Here is a 19,928-nt window from a genome sequence, read left to right as displayed (position 1 = left end):
CCTAATTAAGCGATACTGCCGCGTTTTCTGGCTTCTTTGTAGGAAGTGCCAACGTTTCTCAAACCGGCTTTAATCATTTGTCTTTCTAAGAGGGCGAAGAAACGAGTTCTATCACCGCCTCTGACTACTGCTTGATTATGGGCTTCGGCGATCGCCACAGGATAACCATAGCCTTTTTGTACTTGTGCCAGCATTAATCCCAAGGCTTGATTAAACATATCTGTATTCTCAGCTACCCAGGCGGGAACTTCTATCCGCGCAATTTCACTACCTACATGGACATGGCAAAAGTAGATGATTTGCTGTTCATAGAGTTCTAAAATCCGGTTATTGCTGCGCCATAGTGGTCCTCGTTGTCCTGGCTTGAGTTGGTTTCCCCAGAGGGTAGTATCTCGTAAAGTGTCAAATAGTTTACAAGGTAATTTTTCTAATTGATCTGGGCAATGACTGCGACAATCGGGGGCGGGATGGGGACAAGCTAACAACCGTAAGAAGTTGGTACAATCAATGTTGCGGGAGGCGCTGAGATAGCCCATGAGGGGAATTTGAGCTTGGTTCAACTGTTGCCATGCTTCTAAAATTGGGGGTAAAATGCGATCGCGCGCATCCATTGGTAACTGTTCTAAAAACCAGTAAATTAAAGAACCATCCACCATCGCTAAAGCCGGTGCTTCCCCTTTCGACGCGCAAGCTAATTCTGCTAAAACTGTGGTTTCCGAAGCAGTACGGCGATAACCCATCCATTCCTCAGTTTTAATTCCCCATTGCCGAGACACATATAAATCTTCGGGGCGATAAAATACCTCTGGTAAACTATCCAGTAATGGTTGGCGATTTTGTCCGTAGTGTAAAACCACTCTGCCAATATTCAACAGATAGCAATAAGCAATTTCATGATGGTTGGGCGCAATTTGGGAACCGTCGGTAGCAATGACTGTATGTACTTTCGGCGGGACGGGAATATCAATGCAGGTTTCTAGTGGCTCAATTGGTGTAGCATTAGCAAAGAGAATGCGATCGCGCCATTTTTCCTGAGTATTCACTAAATCTGCTTGAGACTCATAAGCCCTTTGCAGATGTTGTTGCGCCAATTCCAAACGCTGGCGACTAGCAGCAGCTTCTAAATTCAGATGCTCACTTAACCCCTGCATTTGTCTCGCTAATTTTGTTAAATCAAGCATAAAAAAATCCCTAACTTTACTAGTAATTTTTGCTATACGGAACTATAAAAAACCTGCAATTTGTAGGATTAATACACTATAGTAGGACTTACGCATAATCTATATTTTCTTGGCGTTCTTGGCGGCTTGGCGGTTGGATAAATCAAGATTTTTGGCAATTGTTGCGTAATTCCTCTATAGATAATGGTGGGTTAGTGATAGCACAAACCCACCCGACCTTCTTTGTCATCAAAGTCTAATATGTTCCAGATTTAATTCAGGGAAATTACAACCAACCAGGGAAATGTTTCGTAAACTGAGGTAAATTTAATAGGTGAATTTGCTGATGTTCTTGGGCGGCTTTTCTTTCTGTTTGCGTATTATACCCCCAGTCTGCTAAGAACAGTTTGACATCTGCTAAATCTGCTTGCTGGTGAACTAACTGCAATGTCTTAATTCTATCTTCTACAAACCACATACTCACCGGTGTTTTCTCAGCCTTCTGAATTAATTCTCGCAGAGTTTCATATTTAGGGCGCTTGACTTCTTTACCAAAAATCGCTTCCCTTGGTAAATTCACTCCTTCTCTTTGTAATAACTGCTGCACAAAGCGTCCTTCCTTGGTAGTGACAATGTATAATTTTGTTTCACTAGCAATGGTGAGTTTAATTTTTTCCACTACACCCGGATAAAATCTATGCAGACTTAACCAACCGTCTAAATCTGTACTAATCCATTCATCCCGGAAGTTATCCAGTGCGGCGCTAATTTTTGGGAACTGGAGGTTATTCTCTAATAGAATTTGTGGTGTAATCTTCCCCCACTCCTGAAGAATGCTATCCTCAGAAATTTTATCTACCAAGGCTTTGATTAATACTGGCATTTCCCAACCGGTTTCAATCACAGGTCTGAGGCGATAAAATCTTAAAGCTAAATCATCTGGTGGCGTATTTTCCACAGGCGACCAAATATAACAGTAGGTACGCCATGCGACTTCAAAATATTCAATTAGTCCATCGCAAATTACTCCATCAAAGTCTAAAGCTAAAATTGTGGGACTACTGGCGGTCATTGTGTTGCGGAATAAACTGCTTTTGTTAGATTAGCTGAGAAATTCCCTCTCAGCAGTAATTTTTGTAAGTATTTTATAATTGATCAGTGAGGAAATTTGTATCATACATGGGAATATTATGACCATGCAAAATATTCAAGAAATTGTTTTAACCTTTCAAGAAGGAACATCCAATAAGGTTTACCGAGTCTATTTAAGAAAAATAGCCTCAGAACTATACACGGTAGATGCAGAATATGGGAAAATGGGAGGCAATTTAAAAAGCATAACCAAAACACCTGAACCTGTTTCTTTACAAGCAGCAGAAACTATTTTTCATCGTTTAGTAAACAGTAAACTTAAAGAAGGATATATTCAAGCTGCTGGAGCTTATCCCAACAGCAAAACCTTAAAAAATCGCCAAGCCATTGTTGATAGAATCAAAGAAGAAAAAGTAGATGCTTTTTTAACCGCCGCCATTGCCGCAGGTTTAAATCCTATCGGGGACTTCACCGGATTGAATTTAAGAAACATTGATTTTCTGACAACAGAAATGATCAACGGTGATGAAGATGAATATGATCTCAGCAATGCCAATTTAGAAAATACTAACTTGAGTCTTACCAATCTGCGTTACATGAATTTAAGCAATGCTAACCTGAAAAACGCTAATTTAAGTGGTGCAGAATTAGCTATTTTGCCAGGAGCTAACCTCACAGATGCGACTTTAACTGATACTTACTTGGGTAATGCTGATTTAACTGGTGCAAATTGCCTAAGAGCCGATTTTAGTCGGGCAAAGTTTGCAGAGGAATATACTACTCTGGAAGATTGTAATTTCCAGTACGCTAAATTTTTTGAAACTCAATTTCATTCAGAAACTGCCATTGATGGTTGTGATTTTAGCTATGCGGACTTTAGCCATGCTCAAGAGATTGTAAATTTATTTGGTATTTGCGAAATTGAAAAAGGCGTTAATTTTAGTTATGCCAACTTTAGTTACACAGATTTAAGCGGTTTTGAATTTAACAGAATGAAGTTAGAGTTAAAATATGCCCAATTCCAACATACAGACTTGAGAGGCGTTAATTTATCTAATTTAGATTTAAGCTACATTAACTTTACCAATGCGAATCTTGAAAACGCCAATTTGGAAAACTGTGATTTAACGGGAGCGAGTTTAACGGGTGCAAACCTCAAAGGGACTAATTTAAAAGGAGTCAATTTTCATAAAATTGGACAGTGCAAAAATATCAAAATAAATCTCAAAACGCACATTGATGAAGACTGGCGAATGTTGGTAAATGAACAAGCTGTTAACACTAACTACAATTTTGAAGAGATTATTCAGCAACTCACCCACTTACAAAATAAACCATCTTGGCAATTAAAATATATCAGCAATCCTGATGGTACAGAATCTGCGATCAATGATTTTTATCGGAACAAAAGTGATTTCATTGAGAAAATTGTCCAGGGACATTCCGTTAAATTGCTAATTCGCTTTATTGGGGAAAATCACATCCTCTCTCTATCACCTCAAACAGTTTGGGTAGAAGAAGTCCCTAAAGAACATCCTAATTTCCCTGATGATTCTACCGTTATTGCTCAATATCAATCTATTTGTGATCAATCCTTTTTTCCGCCATCTCTGAGAACATTTGCTGACTCCTGCTGTCAAACTCTTATCATCCTCAATACAAAAGGAGAATTTCAAGTAACACGCTGGCGAGTAGAAGATAATAGTTTGATAGATTCAGTGTCAATGGGTGTCTCTGTGAGATGGCTGATTGACTGAATCATCTCAGAAACGTTTAATTTTTTAGGCTGAAAACTGCACAGCGCTGTTTTAATCACAAGTCTAATTCTGTTAAGATAGTTGGACTCAGTTTAATCGAACTACTAGCTGGTTGCTGATAAAAATATAATTATGTCAAACACATCAGAACTACTCTGTCGTAGTTGGCGACACGCCTATGAAGAATCTCATCCTGACTTTGCTACTTACTACTCCCAAGATTACCCCTTACCTGCGTCACGTGGACGACCGGGGATGAGCTTTCAATCTAATGGTGAATTTATCAAAGAAACTATTGCTCCCAGTTGCGGTTTTAACTATACTCACGGTAGTTGGCATTGGCAGCCTAATGGTAATCTGCTGATTAACCTCCCTAGTGAGCGATGCAGCTATGAACTGGAAATTCTCTCTTTGACGGAAACACAACTGCGCGTTAAGTGGCAAAAATTTTCCAGAAATGATCAAGCTACCCAATTAAGTGAAGCAAGACATCAGGACTGGGAAGAAGTTAATTGAATTAAACTTAGCTGAATTAATCTATGAGTCAAGGTGATAAATTTACCCCACTTCGTCATGCATTAAGTCTGCGGCACTGGAAAGCAGCAGATGGGGAAACCTATGACTTGTTGTTTAACTATGTTTATCAATTCTACTGTCAGCAACACGGCTCTAGCTGGTGGAATAAGCTTGAATCTGCCTACTTGAACAAGATTCGCTCTGAGTGGGCTGAGAACGGAAAAAAATTATATGCTCATATTCATGACCGGAAGCGGATGATTTTGACTGCTATTTTTGATCATGAGAGTGCAAAGCCGTTATGGGATGAAATACCTGATGCAATTAAATATTGGCATAAGTGGGGCTATTTTCTCAAAGCTATTCCACCAAAGGATCTACAGGTGATTGATCAGTTATGGATTAAAAACAGTGGGGAGAAATTTGGTTTTAGTATTCAACGGCGTATTTTCCTAGAATGTGGAGGCACAATTGAATGTGGAGGAAAAATTATTAATGATGAAGATCCTCGTCTGTATACAAAACCTATTGATCTCATGAAATTTCAGCGTCGGGTCGGTTGGCAGCGAATCCCATTTTCAGGAAAAGATTATCCCTCTTTTGACTATCAAGATGCACTTCCAGGACATCTTCCTCTAATATCAATCCACAATCCATTTTTATCGAGCATTGTGCGTGTCGCTGACTTTCAGGAGAATGATCATTCCTATCAAACTCCACTCTGTCAGTATTATTGCTGGCCTATACTCGCTCATTCTGCCTTCAATGTTTAGCACCCCTGAAGTTTTGGCAACAAATAGACATGAGCAAAATTTCTGAATAAGTTGGTATAGCAGCATTGCAGAGCAGGAGTAAACAGCATGAAACACGAACACTATCACCAACTCAGGCAGGGCGTTGAGTCCTGGAATGCTTGGCGACTGGAGCATCCAGACGAAGACATTGATCTCACAGAAGCTGACATACGGGGGATTGATTTATCAGGAGTCAAACCGAGTGATCAATCCCTGAACCCATATTTGGACCCTATCTCCAGGGATATGAGCCTTTCCAACCTTCGTATAGGTGTTGATTTGAGATTTGCTAACCTGGCGGGTGCTAAACTCTGCAACGCTAATCTCCGTGGAGCAGATTTTAGAGACGCAGTTCTTGACAATGCTGACTTCAGTGGCGCTAACCTTGGTGATATGTATCACGATAGCGATGAGCCGATGATGTCTCAGGGAGCCAAATTCTCCAACGCATTTATCGAGGGGACTAATTTCAGCAGTGCGGACTTGAGCGATGCAGACCTGGGGTTAAGCTGGATTATTCGCGCCAACTTCAGCAATGCTAATCTCAGTTTTGCCAAACTCCATAGGGCTGATCTCACAGATAGTAATCTTGAAGGGGTGAACTTCTGCGGTGTCTCATTGAAAGATGGGAACCTAAGTGGCGTTGATTTGTGTGGAGCAAACTTGAGTCAATCTAATTTTGAAGGCACTGATCTCAGTGGTGCTAATCTCGATAATACTAGTTTTTACTTGAGCAATTTGCAAGGGGCAAAGCTGACGAGAGCGAGTCTCAAGGGAGCTTCGCTGAGTGGTAGCAATCTCTGTGGGGCTGATCTTAACGATGCTAATCTTTATGAGGCTAATCTTGACGGTGCTAATCTCTGTGGAGTACAAGCCTTGGGTAGTCAATTTAACCAGGCTATTTTAACAGGAGCTTGTGTGGATGGGTGGATGATCAATCAGCAAACTCAACTCACTGATGTTGTCTGTAACTTTATCCATCTGAGGTATGACTGGCACAAAAAACAGTTTACGGAACGCCGTCCCCGTGATTATAATCGCCCGTTTGCTGCCGATGAATTTAAAGCGTTAGTGCAATTCCCACCCATTATCCTTGATTGGGGATTTGTAGAGATTCATCTATTTATTCGTAACCGATACCTTCTATTTTTGATTGACACTTGGGGTAAAAATTCCGTGTCTTGGACTAAAAAGTAATGCTAAAAGAAATAATCCTGATACTACTAAAACTATGGCGGGACCGGAAGGTATATTATAATAGTAGCTAAGGTACATACCGCTAATACTGGAAATTACTCCAATAAATGCTCCTAAAATCATGACTTGATTGAGGCGTTTAACTAACAGATAGGCGGTTGCGCCTGGTGTAATTAAAAGTGCTAAGACTAAAACTACACCGACAGTTTTCATGCTGGCAACTATGGTTAAAGCAATGAGCAGCATGAGTCCAAAGTTGAGCCGATTGACTGGTAAACCTGCGGCTTGTGCGCCTAATGGGTCAAAGGTGTAAAATAGCAGTTCTTTGTATAGTAAGAAAATAACTATTAAAACTATAGTGGCAATAATCGCGGTGTCTCTGACTTCGCCAGATGTCACGCCGAGAATGTTACCGAAAAGAAAGTGATTTAGGTCGATTTTTTGACTTTTTTGAATAATAGTAATTAAGGTGATACCCAAGGCGAAAAATGCCGAAAGGACTATCCCCATTGCAGCATCTTCTTTGATTGGCGATCGCGTTTGAATCCAGGCGATCGCCATTGTACTGATCACGCCGGCAATAAATGCGCCAAGATATATATTTGCTCCGAGCATAAAGGCGATCGCTAGTCCCGGTAATACTGAATGGCTAATAGCATCACCTAATAAGGCTAATCTTTGCACCATTAAGTAACTACCCACAACTGCACACAGCAAGCCCACTATAATGGCGACGATGAGCGATCGCTGCATAAAACTGTATTGCAATGGCTCAATTAATGCTTCTAACATAAGTATTTATTCACACCGCAGAGATAGGAAAAATTTAAGCAGCTTTATCAAAGTACATGACTTGACCTTGATAAGCACGATAGAGGTTTTCCTTTGTCAGAACTTGCTGGCGGACACCTGTAGCGATTAATTCCCGATTGAGTAAAATTAAATCATCAAAGTGGGTGATGGATTCGCCTAAGTCGTGATTAACTACCAAGACAATTTTACCAGCCGCCGCCAGTTCCTCGAAGACCTCAAAAATCACCGCTTGGGTTTTTTGATCAATTCCTACCAATGGTTCATCACAGCAGTATATATCTGCTTGCTGCGCTAAAGCACGAGCTAAAAATACCCTTTGTTGTTGTCCCCCGGATAATTCTCCTATGGGGCGATCGCAATAGTCAAACATTTCCACCCGTTTGAGGGCTTTTTTGGTTTCCTGGCGGCTAACTGCCGAAAAACTACGTAACCAACCCGTCTTTTTTACCCTTCCCATCATCGCCACATCCCAAACTGTCGCTGGGTAAGTCCAGTCAATTTGGCTACGCTGGGGGATATATGCAACTTTCTCTAGTTGCTGCATTAAAGGTTTTCCTTGATACAGCACTTTACCGCTACTCAGAGGAACTAAGCCCAGTATCCCTTTCATTAAGGTGCTTTTTCCCGCCCCATTCGGTCCAAAAATCCCCGTTATCCTCCCTGATTTGACAACACAGTTAACATCTCTTAAAGCTTCTGCTGCCCGGTAATGCACGCCGACATGGGCAATACTAATACTTGCAGTGGTGGCTGTATCGTTTGGCATGGGGTAGACAGCGTTTAAGGGGAAATTAGCAGTTCTCATTTTGGGGAATACCAAAGAAAATGAAAAGAATATGAGAATAGTGTAACTTAAATATGAGAAAAATATGATAAGCAGTGTAACAAGTATATGAAAGCAATTACTCAGTCACAAGCTAGATCCTGCTGGCAAGTAGTAGTGGGAGTTTTGTTAGGAATTTCCCTCGGAGGGTGTAACCAAGTAGACACTAATCGCATCTCTGAGGAGATAAGTAATCAGCCGCGAGTCGTTGCAACTAGCACCATCATTGCTGATTTTACTGAAGAAGTTGGGGGGGGAGAAATTCAGTTAACTGGTATTCTGCAACCAGGAGTTGATCCTCATGTTTATGAACCGAAACCAGCAGACAGTAAGGTTTTAGAAACAGCCGATTTAATTTTGTATAACGGCTACAACTTAGAACCAGGACTGATTAATTTAATGAATGCGGCGGGGGGAAAGGTGCGGAGGATACCAGTGGGGGAAGTTGTCACACCTTTACAGTTAGATCAATATGATCGAGAAGTTGTACCAGATCCTCATGTTTGGGGGAGTGCAGAAAATGCGATCGCTATGGTAAATGTGATTCGGGATGAGTTAATTAAATTATCGCCCACAGAGGCCGAACTTTTTACTCAAAGAGCAGCAAAATTAACTGAGGAATTACAGCAATTACATAACTGGATTAATCAACAAATAGCAACCATTCCCCCAGAAAAACGCCAACTTGTGACAACCCATGATGCTTTTCAATATTATGGTAAAGCCTATGGTCTTGCGATCGCCGGTACATTAATTGGAATTAGCACAGAAGAACAACCCAGCGCCCAAACAGTAACCCGCTTAGTAGAAGCCATCAAAACCAACAGCGTCCCCGCAATTTTTGCCGAAACCACAATTAACCCCGCATTAATTACCACCGTTGCCCAAGAAGCCGGTGTAAAATTAGCACCACGTCAACTATACGCTGATTCTATTGGCGCAAAGGGCAGCGAGGGCGATTCTTACAGCAAAATGATGGCAGCGAACACCCGCACTATTGTCGAAGCATTGGGAGGCAAATATACACCATTTCAGCCCACAAATTAATTGTGGCTATTATCATTAAGACTAGACTACAGAGAAAAAATGAGCGTAGGCGGTTTTAAATGATCAGGCCTTACGCAGAAACCCCTCAAATTCTTATACCTCTGTGTCCTCTGCGTCTCTGTGGTTAGCCATTCCGTAATTTGTCCCTAAGTCAACATTGTGAAAATATCTGCTTAAATCTCTAAAAAAATCTCAACATCCACCTGAGCTTGTTTTAAAATATTTCTCAGGGTTCCTTCCTTAATCTCTCGATGATGAGGAATGGTTGTTTTCTCATTAGTTTCTGGATTCAACCAAATTTCATGATCTCCCTTAGCTGAACGATAAAATTCAAAACCTAATGTTTTCAATTTTCGGGTCACTTGTCGATAAGAGAAACCAGCCAATCTACCCATTAGACTTCCATAATCAGAGGATATTCAAATTGAGATGGCAAGTCTTTTAAATTCAAACTAGGATTTTTTAGTTTTTCCATATCTAATAGCACCTTAGCGACATCTTCAGCAATTTCCAATGCTTCTTGTAGTGTTTGACCTTCAGCCACTAAACCTTGGATATCATTACTGGTAGCCACAAAATAGTCTTGACCCTCTTCAGTAAATTTTTCAATCTTCAGTCTAATTAATTTTTTCATAGTTTTGATTAATTAACTCAGACTAATTATATTACTCTTAATGTTACTTGAGTGTATGATAAGAATCAATATTAAAAGTTACATTTAAAAGCTAGTTTTTGGGGAATCAGCCCACAGTATGGCAGATAAAACTGAAAAAATAGAATCATTTCCAGCCTTAGCGCTGCAAGTTAAATGTGATGCAGTTAAATAACTTACCATCACCTCAGCCATTTCTATACGCCCAAAATTACAGCCCATTACACTTTTACCCAGCAAATACCATGCTAGAAACAGAAATAGACCACAAACATTTTCTAGAAACGCAAAAAAAAACCATCATACACTTAGCTAAATTAGGCATAATTTAACTTGTACTAGGGGGATAAAACATTACAATTAACCACTAATGACTAAACCAATAGAAGTCCGTAACCCCCGAACCGGAAAATTTGACTATATAATTCTCCCGCCACCTCCCAGGTTGCTAGTACACCAATGTAACCGCGCCCGCAGAGCGCAAACTCAATGGCAACAAATAGGTTTATCAGCCAGAATACAAGCATTACAGCAATGGCAGCAAGCCATAGTCTCAGAGCGTCAACAGCTTACAGAGGCATTAGTCGGTGATACTGGCAGATTATCAACCTCAGTATTAGAAATCGACACCTTCCTATCTACCATTAAACGTTGGTGTAGATTAGCACCAGAATTAATCGGAACCTCAGCCAAAAACACAGCCATTCCATTCATCAGTCTGCAACAAACATCAGTACCTTACCCCCTAGTCGGAGTAATTAGCCCCTGGAATTTCCCCCTCTTACTGTCTACAATTGATACTATTCCCGCATTACTTGCAGGTTGCGCCGTCATCATCAAACCCAGTGAAATTGCCCCCCGCTTCGTCGCCCCACTCATGACAGCCCTCAATACCGTCCCAGACCTGCGGGATGTTCTCAGTTTTGCCGAAGGAACAGGTGAAACAGGTGCTACCCTCATAGAAAATGTAGACTTAGTCTGCTTTACAGGTAGCGTCGCCACAGGACTAAAAGTCGCAGAAGCCGCAGCTAAACGATTTATTCCCGCATTTTTAGAACTAGGAGGAAAAGACCCCGCCATTGTTTTAGAATCAGCCGACTTAGAATTAGCCACCTCAGCCATTTTGTGGGGTGCAGTCGTCAATAGTGGACAATCATGCCTTTCCATAGAGCGTATTTACGTCGCCGAAGCCATATTTGAAGAGTTTTATCATCAACTCACAGTCAAAGCCCATAGTTTGCAGTTAGCCTATCCCCAAGTTGAAAGTGGCGAAATTGGCCCCATTATTGCCGAAAAACAAGCCGCAATTATTAACGACCACCTTCTAGATGCAGTCGCCAAAGGCGCATTAATTCATTGTGGCGGTAAAGTAGAAGAAATTGACGGCGGTTGGTGGTGTCGTCCCACCGTAATTACCCAAGTCAACCATTCCATGAAAATCATGACCGAAGAAACCTTTGGCCCCATCATGCCAGTCATGGCATTTCCCACCATTCAAGAAGCGATATACTTAGCAAATGACTCTATATATGGATTGAGTGCTGCGGTGTTTGCAGAGACAGAAGCCGAAGCTTTAGCAGTCGCTGAACACATCAATGCAGGTGCTATCAGTATCAATGATGCCGCTTTAAGTGACATAATCCAGGAGGGAGAAAGAAATTCCTTCAAATTCTCTGGTTTGGGTGGTTCACGCATGGGTGCAGCCTCCATTAAACGCTTCCTGCGAAAAAAAGCATTTTTGATTAAAACTGACACCAATAAAGACCCCTGGTGGTTTAATAATCAGTAAACCCATACCAGGAAACTGCGAATGTCCATCATTAAATTAGAAATTCCCATAATGGCACGTCATGATTCACAAGGAAATATTCTAGATAAACATACATCTCTAAGCTGCCAGTTTATCGAAAAACCACTTTTTTATTACCACCAAATAAATCACTTCTCATAAATAATTGGTATTAGGCTTTAATTACGCAAAAATTTCCCTATTCACCGAACAAGCGCTATAATTTAAACTCTCAAACTTATAATTAACAAAATCAAAACATGGCAAAAAGTGACAAAATCAACTTTTCAACACCTAGTGGATTTCCTGAATTTCTCCCCAGTGAAAAGCGCTTAGAAGTATACCTATTAGATACCATTCGCCGAGTCTTTGAAAGTTATGGATTTACCCCCATAGAAACCCCCGCAGTGGAACGCTTAGAAGTTCTCCAAGCCAAGGGAAACCAAGGTGATAATATCATTTATGGTATTGACCCGATTCTTCCCCCAAATCGCCAAGCTGAGAAAGAAAAAGCCGGAGAAACAGGTTCAGAAGCTAGAGCCTTAAAATTTGATCAAACTGTCCCTTTAGCAGCTTATATTGCCCGTCACCTGAATGAATTAACATTCCCTTTTGCACGTTACCAAACGGATGTAGTTTTTCGGGGAGAAAGAGCTAAAGATGGGCGGTTCCGTCAATTCCGTCAGTGTGATATTGATGTAGTGGCTCGGCGGGAACTGAGTTTATTGTATGATGCTCAAATGCCAGCAATTATCACCGAAATCTTTGAAGCAGTTAATATTGGTGATTTTCTAATTCGGATCAATAATCGGAAAATTCTCACAGGCTTTTTCACATCTGTGGGCATCGCTGAAAATAAAATTAAATCTTGTATTAGTATAATTGATAATTTAGAAAAAATTGGCGAAGCTAAAGTTAAGCAAGCTTTAGAAACAGAAGGTATTAACGCTGAACATACCCAAAAAATTATTGATTTTATTCAGATTAATGGCACGGTTGATCAGGTTTTAGATAAACTCCAGCATCTAGCTGAAAATCTCCCAGAAGCGGAACAATTTAAGTTGGGAGTAACTGAGTTAGCCACTGTAATTACAGGTGTGCGTAATTTGGGGGTATCTGACAATCGCTATTGTATTGATTTATCCATTGCCCGTGGTCTTGATTATTATACAGGGACAGTTTACGAAACAACATTGTTAGGACATGAAGCTTTAGGTAGTATTTGTTCTGGTGGTAGATATGAGGAATTAGTGGGAACTTTTCTCGGCGAAAAAATGCCTGGTGTGGGTATTTCCATTGGCTTAACTCGGTTAATTAGTCGCTTACTCAAAGCTGGGATTCTGAATACTTTATCTGCGACACCAGCCCAGGTAATGGTAGTAAATATGCAAGCAGATTTAATGCCGATTTATTTACAAGTTTCTCAAAATCTGCGTCAGGCGGGAATTAATGTAATTACTAACTTTGATAAACGTTCACTGGGTAAACAATTCCAACTGGCTGATAAACAAGGGATTCAATTTTGTGTGATTATTGGTTCTGAGGAAGCAGCAGCGCAAAAGTCATCTCTCAAAGATTTAAAATCCGGTGAACAAATAGAAGTTACATTAGAGAATTTGGCTGGAGAAATTAAACATAGACTGGGCTAACAACTTAAAGTTTGTAGTGAGGACTTTAGTCCTCCACAAATCTGAAAAGTGAAATAATCAGATAAAAACCTGACGATACAATTGTACTAAAAAAGCTTAGATGAAACTTAATTATAAACCTTACTACGAAACAAAATTTGGTGCTGCTTATTTGGGAAACAGCCTAGAATTAATGGCAGGTATTCCTGACGAAAGTATCGACCTAATTTGCACCTCTCCACCATTTGCACTGGTTCGTAAAAAAGAATACGGAAATGTTGATGCCGATGAATATGTTGAATGGTTTAAAGATTATGCGGCACAGTTTTATCGTATTCTTAAACCAACAGGCTCACTGGTTATTGATATTGGTGGTAGCTGGATTAAGGGGATGCCAGTTCGTTCTCTTTATCATTTTGAACTGGTTGTTGCTTTGTGCAAAGCAAAAGAAAAAGGCGGACTTGGGTTTTATCTGGCACAAGAATTGTATTGGTATAATCCAGCAAAACTACCCACCCCTGCCGAATGGGTAACAGTTCGCAGGGAAAGAGTTAAAGATTCGGTAAATACAATTTGGTGGCTGTCAAAAGATCCGCATCCTAAAGCTAATAATAGAAGAGTTTTAAAGCCTTATAGTGATGCAATGAAAAACCTTTTGAAGAATGGCTATAAACCCAAAGTCAGACCTTCAGGTCATGATATTTCCAATAAATTTGGGAATGATAGAGGAGGCGCTATACCGTCGAATATTATTGATGGAAGTTGCAATACAGATAAAGGAGAAATAGGACAACCAACTCTTATACAAGAAAATTTATCCGAAGATTTAGTTCAAGCAGTCAATATTATTTCCGCCTCAAACACTTCTTCAAACGATTATTATCAAAGACGTTGTAAAGAAGAAGGTTTTAAGCCACACCCAGCAAGATTTCCTCAAGCATTACCAGAGTTTGTGATCAATCTTTGTACAGAACCTGGTGATATTGTTTTAGAACCTTTCGCTGGTTCTAACATGACAGGTCGAGTTGCAGAAACCTTGCAAAGACGCTGGTTAGCTTTTGAGATTGATGAACAATATATTGTAACCTCAAAATTAAGATTTGAAGAAAATGCTCCATTGGTTGTTGAACCTCCAGCAGATTTAGCACCAAGAGCAGCAGAAAATCCTGATAATAACCAGACTGTACAGTTAGGACTTTTTTAAAAAAGGTACTATCAAATTAATTAGATATTTTAAGGAAATTGCCGAATGGAGTCTAAAAAATTAAAAAAATTTACTTATGGAGACCAGTTTGAGCCAACTAAGTTTTCTTTAGTCGAAATTTTGAAGTTATGCGAAGAGTGTCAACCAAGTAGGGATACACTGGAAGTTAATATTGGCCAACGTTATTTTTCCAAACATTCTCAACAGGCTTCATCTATACAATCTGCAAAAAATATCCGCATATTGTCAATGAACTGTTTCTTATCCCTCAGAGCTTATCAGCTGATTGAGGACTTGGAACAGCCACGCCAATATCAACTTACTTCTTTTGCTGAAGAAATTTTAGCTAATGCTGACAATACTTTATTTGTAAATCAAAGGTTTGCAGCGCACATATTAAATAATTTGTCAGGCATGGCTTTATTAAAAGCTATTGATGCAGTTAATGCTAGAGGAGAAGAAGCACAACTGGAACCAATAGCCTATGAATTACAGGAAAGGGGATATACCATATCACCTAGCGGCACTTACACAAGTACTATGAGAAGTTGGTTGTCCTTGGCAGGTGTTTTTGAACGGGAATACGAAATAAACTGGGACGTTGTTTCCGAAATTCTAGGCATCAATAAAGATTTTATCGACGAGCTTTATACCCTGACTCCCGGACAAAAACATTTTCTGCTGAGTCTGCTGAATCTTGATGTGAAAGAACTTATACCAGCTAATAAAGTTGCCCAACATACCAGAAGTATTTATAAATTAAGACTCACAACGAAAAATTTAGTCAAGGATGTTATTGAACCTCTTGCAATTCTCGGTTTAATAGAAACCGAAAAAACTACAGGTGGCAGAGGAGCTAAACCGAATAAAGTCAGATTAACCAGCAAAGCCCAGTCTGAACTATTAGCACCCCTTCTAAAATCAATCGCTAATGAAACAAGGCTTTCGGAAATTGAACTAAACCGCACCTTTGATGATGTTGTCAATGAATTAAATCATCCAGATAAACATATTAAAGGTAAAGCCTTAGAGCTTCTGGCAGTCTGGATGATACGCCTAACTAGTCTGCGTTTTACAAAATGGCGCAGTAAAGAAAATGGCAAAGGGGAACTAGATGTTCTGGCAGCTTCAGACAGGTTTGTTTACAGTCGGTGGCAGATTCAATGCAAAAACACAAAGAAGGTTGATATTGATGTCTTAGCCAAAGAAATCGGGCTGACTTTTGTGACAGGGGCGGACGTGGTAATGGTTGTCACAACCGGTGAGTTTACAAGGGATGCTTATCAATATGCTTACAGAATGATGGAAGTATCTCGCTACTACATGATTTTGTTACAAAAAGATGACATTGAAGCAATTAAAAGGGATAAAACGAATATTGTTGAAATTTTCGACAGAAAGGCTAGGCGAGTTTTTGCGAAGAAAGAACTTGATGTGTCTGATGAAGAGTTAAATGAAATTGAACAGGAAGAAGATTTGATGGCTGAAGCTATCGAAGATGAAATAGATGATAATAATTGAGTTATTCATAACAAAATATGTCAGAACAATCGGAGAAAACTTTAAGAGTTGCTCAACAAGCATTTGAACATTTTACTCACGGTTTAGCTACAGGGGAGTGGGATGGGTTTCTAGATATGCTTACGGAAGATTTTACTTTTTGGTTCCCAATGGGTAAATTTCACGGTTTAAATGAGGGTAAAGACCGCGCTAGAGAGTTTTTTGAATATGTCTCAAAATCTTTTAATTCAGGTATACAGTTAACTTCTCTAGACCGGGTTACTAGTAATGAAACCACTGTGGTTTTTGAGTTTCGGGATGAGGGTTTGTTATTCAATAAGCCTTACAAAAATCGGGTAGCGGTTTCTTTTGATGTGCGTGGAGATAAAATTTGCAGCTATCGGGAATATTTTGGTAGTGATGGTAAATCTTATTAAGAATTATCCAAATACTACTGTTCTATTAGTATATACTAGGACGCGATTTTGTAAATGAAATCTCACGGCTCTGGCTAAAACTACTCTTTCTAAATCTTTACCTTTTCTAATTAAGTCTTCAACTTCATCGCGGTGACTGACTCTCACTACATCTTGTTCTATAATTGGTCCAGCATCTAAGTCAGCAGTGGCGTAATGGGCGGTAGCACCAATGATTTTAACGCCGCGTTCAAAGGCTCGGTGATAGGGATTTGCACCTACGAAGGCTGGTAAAAATGAATGATGAATATTGATGATTTGGGGGAATTTTTCAATAAAATCGGCGCTGACAACTTGCATATATTTGGCTAAAACTACTAAATCAATTTTGTATTTTTCTAGTAGTTCTAGTTGTTGGGCTTCTTGTTCGGATTTGTTATCTTTGGTTATCGGAATATGATGGAAATCAATGCCAAATTGCTCTGCTACTTTCTGTAAATTAGGATGATTACTAATGATTAGGGGAATGTCTGCGGTAAATTCTTTGGCTCGTTGTCGCCAAATTAAATCAAATAAACAATGGTCTTGCCGACTGACCCAAATAGCAATTCGTGGTATAGTTTCAGAGAAGTGTAGTTGCCATTTTGCATTTAAAGGTTGTGCGATCGCATTAAATGCAGGTGCTATAAATTCTTTTGGTAAATTGAAACCCTCTAACTGCCATTCCAAGCGGGTAAGAAATAACCCAGCAGCCAAGTCTGTATGCTGATCTGCATGAATAATATTTCCCCCATTAGCATAGATGAAATTGGCGAATTTGGCAACTAATCCTCTTTGGTCGGCACAGGAAATGAGTAATGTGGCGGTGGGTTTGGTCATGTCACCTGAGTTAATTATTAATTATTAATTTTTTCATTTTCTGGAGTTGTTTCAACTTCGCTGGTGTCTTGGGGTTTTTGCCATTCTGACAGTTCCCGATTGACAGCATTTGCAAAATCTGTAGATACTAACAGGACATTTATATTACCATTTTCTGGAGTTGCTGCATCAGTTTGAGCATACAAAAAACTACTGTTAAAGTCTACTTTCCCCAAGGTTAGTTGATGGGTTTGCTGATTTTTGAGGTTAATATTAATTGTGGCTAGTGGTTGAGTTAAACCAAATTGATCTAACTCTTTGGGTGTAATTGATAAAGTGCGATCGCTTGAACCTTTAACTAACAAATTCGTTAAATAAGATACTATAGCATCATTGGCTGGTTCTTTGGTGGGAGATGTTAGCAACCACCCGGAATTTTCCGCCTCGGTGTTACGTTCTAAATTCAGAGTGATATCTTGTGTTTTGACTGTTAAAGATTGGATATCATCTTCTGTAAATGAGAATATTTGCTGTCGTTGGGCTTTGATTTCTTCTCTTTGAGTTTTACCTTGTATTTCATAGAAATAAACAAAACCACTCAAACCCAGGGCTAGCAATATTAAAATTAAAGTTGTTTTTGGTAATTTCATATTTATACTAATTTTGTTGAATACAGGACTTACGCAACAATTGCCAAATATATTGATTTATCGTTCGCGTAGCGTGCGCGAAGCGCATACCGCCAAGCCGCCAAGAACGCCAAGAAAACGTAGATTATGCGTAAGTTCTAGAACAAATAAACCATGAAAACTGTTGCTAGATGAAAGTAAAAAGTAGAGATTTACTTTTTACTTTTGATGTTTTAATTATCTGCGTTTCCACCATATAATAGCCGCCCCTAATAATCCTATTAAGGGTAATATTAACAAAGGGAAAAATGTTAAAAGATTCACTTGGAAAATATTCAACTTAATGCGGCGGTTGTTTGGTTCTTTGGGGCGAATGGAAAGGGGTTGTTGGTCTTGTTGACTCAACCAAGTGACTGAGTTGAGAAATACATCTGCATTCAGTTGTCTGTCAAATAAGCCATCAGTAGCAAATTCGGAATCTCCTATTACTACTAACCTTGACTCAATGCTAGCTGCTTCCGGTTTTTCTTCAGTTGTGGACGTGGGGTTGGTTTCTTCTGGGGTTGTGGGTGAAGCTTCTGGTGTCGGGTTAGTTTCTTCTGGGGTTGTGGGTGAAGTTTCTGGTGTCGGTGAAGTTTCGGGAGTTGGGGTAGTTGTCGGTGAAGGTGTCGGTGAGGTTTCGGGAGTCGGGTTAGTTGTCGGTGTCGGTGTGGGTGAAGCTTCGGGAGTCGGGTTAGTTTCCTCTTCCGTTGTGGGTGTCGGAGTCGGAGTCGGGCTAGTTGGGGCTGGTATTTTTTTTGTCAAAGCCACACCCAAAGTTAGAGGTCCGGGGATGTCTGATTCTGGGTCAAATTCTAATGTCTCATTTTTTAGGTCATTTTCTGCCCAACTCTGAGGATAAGGTTGAGTTAGGAGTAGAGGAGTAGCTTCAATACCGGCGACGGGGTTAATTTCTAAATTTCTGGCTAATCGATAAAAGGAAATACCATTGCGAAATTCTTGTGTAATGGGATGTTGTCCGTAATTGGTGACAATGGGAACCGCCGGTCCAAGTCCTACACCTGTACCAGAAACATCTACGGCTAAACGATTATCTAAAATCACACCCCACTTTTGTAGAAAACTGTCGAGATTTGTATCAACATTGGGGTCTAACATTAATAATATATTGCCACCACCGTTGAGATAATTTTCTAAGGCTTTGACTTCGTTATCAAATAATTCTCTTTGGGGACCAGCTACTACAACAACATCTGCATCTTCTGGAATTTGGGAATTTTCTACTAAGTTCAGTGGTAATGCTACATAATTTCTATCATCTAATGCTTGAATTGCTTGTGCAATTCCCTCCTGACCAGAGACCATTGCTTGTTCGCCATGACCTTGGAGAAAGTAAACTGAGGTCGTGGTTGTACTGGTAATTTTTTGTAGGCGATTTGTTAATCTAACTTCTGATAAGCGTTGATTGACATTTAAGGTTTCTACTAATTGGCGGTTATCTCCAGATTCTAGGTAAACTTCGCCATAGTTTTTTACCCCAAATTTGTTTGCGAGGGTGGGTTGTGCTTGGGGGTCAATATACTCAAACTGAAAATTGTCACTTTGTCGCTGATAGTTTTCTAATAGTTCCCTATCTTGGGGATTTTTATTCACATCAAATATCCACACTTTCACTGGTTGCGGTAAGCTACGCACTAATTGTTGTGATTGAGGGGATAGGGTATATAGTTGGGCTTCTGTTAAGTCTTGACGCAGGTTGTAGCGAGTACCTAAAAAGTTAAGTAAGCCTAAAATTACGAAGACTGCGATAGTTGCAATTAAGGCGTTGGTGTTAGCTTGAGTAGAACGACGATTCCACCATTGATTTTGTCGGCTTTCTAATACTATCCATAAACCACTGATGAGAGTTCCGGTAATTAGAAAGATGAGGGGAATGATTCCCCATTTTCCTGTAATTAACCCAGATGTTAAGCCAGCAGCAAATAAAAATGGACCTAGCCAAAATAAATATTTTCCTAGTTTATTTTTTTTAATCTTCATTGGTGATTAGTCG

19 protein-coding genes are annotated in these 19,928 nt (G+C 39.8%); 10 read left to right on the top strand and 9 right to left on the bottom strand.

Translation table 11 applies throughout. The features are described from left to right. Positions 1-5: 5 nt before the first annotated feature. On the bottom strand, positions 6-1,181 hold the full coding sequence (locus VB620_RS14005) for a DNA double-strand break repair nuclease NurA (protein WP_323196764.1): 1,176 nt from the start codon (positions 1,179-1,181) through the stop codon (positions 6-8). A gap of 265 nt (positions 1,182-1,446) precedes the next feature. After that, positions 1,447-2,232, bottom strand: a complete 786-nt coding sequence (locus VB620_RS14000; protein ID WP_323196763.1) for an HAD family hydrolase — start codon at positions 2,230-2,232, stop codon at positions 1,447-1,449. Positions 2,233-2,350: 118 nt separating this feature from the next. On the opposite strand from VB620_RS14000, the gene VB620_RS13995 reads away from it, so the two are divergent. The 4 genes from VB620_RS13995 to VB620_RS13980 all read left to right on the top strand — a co-directional run bounded on the left by VB620_RS13995 (position 2,351) and on the right by VB620_RS13980 (position 6,516). Continuing rightward, positions 2,351-4,009, top strand: coding sequence for a pentapeptide repeat-containing protein (locus tag VB620_RS13995; protein WP_323196762.1), 1,659 nt, complete (start codon positions 2,351-2,353; stop codon positions 4,007-4,009). Between the two features lie 132 nt (positions 4,010-4,141). Then, complete coding sequence (locus VB620_RS13990) at positions 4,142-4,525, top strand: hypothetical protein (protein ID WP_323196761.1); 384 nt, start codon at positions 4,142-4,144, stop codon at positions 4,523-4,525. Positions 4,526-4,548: 23 nt separating this feature from the next. Further along, the gene (locus tag VB620_RS13985) at positions 4,549-5,298 is read left to right on the top strand and encodes a GUN4 domain-containing protein (RefSeq protein WP_323196760.1); all 750 of its coding nucleotides are present in this window, start codon (positions 4,549-4,551) and stop codon (positions 5,296-5,298) included. A gap of 87 nt (positions 5,299-5,385) precedes the next feature. Continuing rightward, a complete protein-coding gene (locus VB620_RS13980) occupies positions 5,386-6,516 on the top strand; it encodes a pentapeptide repeat-containing protein (protein WP_323196759.1) in 1,131 nt (376 codons plus the stop codon). Here VB620_RS13980 and VB620_RS13975 read toward each other — a convergent pair. After that, complete coding sequence (locus VB620_RS13975) at positions 6,463-7,308, bottom strand: metal ABC transporter permease (RefSeq protein WP_323196758.1); 846 nt, start codon at positions 7,306-7,308, stop codon at positions 6,463-6,465. The two genes, VB620_RS13980 and VB620_RS13975, sit on opposite strands and share 54 nt — an antisense overlap. Before the next feature lie 34 nt (positions 7,309-7,342). Beyond that, complete coding sequence (locus VB620_RS13970) at positions 7,343-8,134, bottom strand: metal ABC transporter ATP-binding protein (RefSeq protein WP_407674220.1); 792 nt, start codon at positions 8,132-8,134, stop codon at positions 7,343-7,345. 87 nt (positions 8,135-8,221) lie between these two features. On the opposite strand from VB620_RS13970, the gene VB620_RS13965 reads away from it, so the two are divergent. Beyond that, positions 8,222-9,199 carry a metal ABC transporter substrate-binding protein gene (locus VB620_RS13965; protein WP_323196756.1) on the top strand — a complete coding sequence of 326 codons (978 nt, stop codon included), beginning with the start codon at positions 8,222-8,224 and terminating at the stop codon, positions 9,197-9,199. 173 nt (positions 9,200-9,372) lie between these two features. Here the strand turns inward: VB620_RS13965 and VB620_RS13960 are convergent, their stop codons facing one another. Then, a complete protein-coding gene (locus VB620_RS13960; RefSeq protein ID WP_323196755.1) occupies positions 9,373-9,594 on the bottom strand; it encodes a type II toxin-antitoxin system HicA family toxin in 222 nt (73 codons plus the stop codon). Then, the gene (locus VB620_RS13955) at positions 9,594-9,833 is read right to left on the bottom strand and encodes a type II toxin-antitoxin system HicB family antitoxin (RefSeq protein WP_323196754.1); all 240 of its coding nucleotides are present in this window, start codon (positions 9,831-9,833) and stop codon (positions 9,594-9,596) included. The genes VB620_RS13960 and VB620_RS13955 overlap by 1 nt, the downstream gene beginning before the upstream one ends. Positions 9,834-10,221: 388 nt before the next feature. Between VB620_RS13955 and VB620_RS13945 the strand changes: the two genes are divergently transcribed. The 5 genes from VB620_RS13945 to VB620_RS13925 all read left to right on the top strand — a co-directional run bounded on the left by VB620_RS13945 (position 10,222) and on the right by VB620_RS13925 (position 16,409). Next, positions 10,222-11,640, top strand: a complete 1,419-nt coding sequence (locus tag VB620_RS13945) for an aldehyde dehydrogenase family protein (protein WP_323196753.1) — start codon at positions 10,222-10,224, stop codon at positions 11,638-11,640. Between the two features lie 260 nt (positions 11,641-11,900). Further along, entirely contained in the window at positions 11,901-13,289 is a 1,389-nt protein-coding gene (hisS, locus tag VB620_RS13940) for a histidine--tRNA ligase (RefSeq protein WP_323196752.1), read from the top strand. 100 nt (positions 13,290-13,389) lie between these two features. Then, positions 13,390-14,472: a DNA-methyltransferase gene (locus VB620_RS13935; protein WP_323196751.1), complete on the top strand. Its 1,083-nt coding sequence runs from the start codon at positions 13,390-13,392 to the stop codon at positions 14,470-14,472. Between the two features lie 45 nt (positions 14,473-14,517). After that, entirely contained in the window at positions 14,518-15,993 is a 1,476-nt protein-coding gene (locus VB620_RS13930) for a restriction endonuclease (RefSeq protein WP_323196750.1), read from the top strand. Positions 15,994-16,010: 17 nt separating this feature from the next. Next, entirely contained in the window at positions 16,011-16,409 is a 399-nt protein-coding gene (locus VB620_RS13925) for a nuclear transport factor 2 family protein (RefSeq protein ID WP_323196749.1), read from the top strand. A 3-nt stretch (positions 16,410-16,412) separates the two neighbouring features. Here VB620_RS13925 and purU read toward each other — a convergent pair whose 3' ends face one another. From purU to VB620_RS13910, 3 genes are all read right to left on the bottom strand, one after another. Next, complete coding sequence (gene purU, locus VB620_RS13920) at positions 16,413-17,267, bottom strand: formyltetrahydrofolate deformylase (protein WP_323196748.1); 855 nt, start codon at positions 17,265-17,267, stop codon at positions 16,413-16,415. Positions 17,268-17,284: 17 nt separating this feature from the next. Further along, positions 17,285-17,896 carry a DUF4340 domain-containing protein gene (locus VB620_RS13915; RefSeq protein ID WP_323196747.1) on the bottom strand — a complete coding sequence of 204 codons (612 nt, stop codon included), beginning with the start codon at positions 17,894-17,896 and terminating at the stop codon, positions 17,285-17,287. A 216-nt stretch (positions 17,897-18,112) separates the two neighbouring features. Beyond that, positions 18,113-19,915 carry a GldG family protein gene (locus VB620_RS13910; RefSeq protein WP_323196746.1) on the bottom strand — a complete coding sequence of 601 codons (1,803 nt, stop codon included), beginning with the start codon at positions 19,913-19,915 and terminating at the stop codon, positions 18,113-18,115. Positions 19,916-19,928: the final 13 nt, after the last annotated feature.

It is taken from the genome of Nodularia harveyana UHCC-0300 (genome assembly GCF_034931085.1).
GTDB lineage: Bacteria > Cyanobacteriota > Cyanobacteriia > Cyanobacteriales > Nostocaceae > Nodularia > Nodularia harveyana.
Note: the sequence above shows the minus strand (reverse complement) of the source record. Positions and strands in the feature narration are given on the sequence as shown.